Below are 998 nucleotides of genomic sequence, written 5' to 3'. Positions count from 1 at the left end.
GAGCCGCCACAAAGGCACACCGGCGGCGGAGCCGCCTAGTGCTTGCGGAGTCGTGCCTCGAACTCGCGCTCGAGTTCGCGCCACGCCGCGACCTCGGCGTCGAACGGCGCGCTCGGGGCCAGGCGGCTCGTATCGGGCTCGAGCACGTAGTTGACGAACCAGCCCAGCTCGGTGGAACCGGCGAGCGCGGCGTCGGTGGAGTCGTCGCCGGCGTAGTTCGCGGCATCGGTGAACAACTCGACCGCGAGTTCCAGCTGGTCCGGGTCCACTGCGTCGACGCCCGCCGCGATGTCGTCGGCGATGCCGGTGAGCACGTACACGTTGTCGTCGCTCACCTCGATCTCGAGCGAACCGTCGGTCGCTGCGAGACGGATCTCGTCGTAGGTGCTCACTGTCGCGAGATCGTGGTCGTGACGGTCGGCCAGGTAGCGGGCGAGCGCACGCTCGGAACCGAATACCGAGATCAGGCCGTCTTTGCCGAGGAACAGCGCGTCGTCGTCCAGGTAGCACCGCAGGGTGAACCATGTGCCTTCGCTCGTGATGATCTTGATCGGGTCGATGCCGACCTCGCCCCAGAAGTCGTCGACGAGTTCCTCGTCCTCGTCTTCGTCCACGAACTCGTATTCCTCGTCGTCTTCGCCCTCGACGGTGTCGTCGGCCTCGACGACGTTCTCCTCCGCAGCGACGAGTTCGGACTCGATCTCCGCGACGATCGCGGAGTCGACGTCGGGGGTCGTGACGACGGCGTCGATCGCGTCGATGACGTCGTCCCAGTCCTCGGCGACCGCGGTGCCGACCTGGTTCCACAGGTCCTCGCCGTCGGCACCTTCGAACGCGCTCGCGCCGTGCTGCAGCAGTGTCGCGATCTCGGGCCGGTCGACGAACTTCGTCACCGCCTCGAGGTCGCACACCTCGCCCAGGCTGCGGACGACGTCGAAGGTGTCCTGGAGCTGGGCGACGATCTCCGGGTCGACGTCCTCGGCGACGAGTTCGGGCAC

Annotated in this window: 1 protein-coding gene; it reads right to left on the bottom strand. The window is 67.4% G+C overall.

Features of this window, described 5'->3' with window-relative positions; translation table 11 throughout:
* Positions 1–35: 35 nt before the first annotated feature.
* A partial coding sequence (locus tag I0Q12_RS22740) for a primosomal protein (protein WP_231611251.1) occupies positions 36–998 on the bottom strand: 963 nt, incomplete at its 5' end.

The sequence above is a fragment of the Rhodococcus sp. CX genome, from assembly GCF_015865005.1.
Classification (GTDB): Bacteria; Actinomycetota; Actinomycetes; order Mycobacteriales; family Mycobacteriaceae; genus Rhodococcus.
This window is presented reverse-complemented; position numbering and strand designations above follow the sequence as displayed.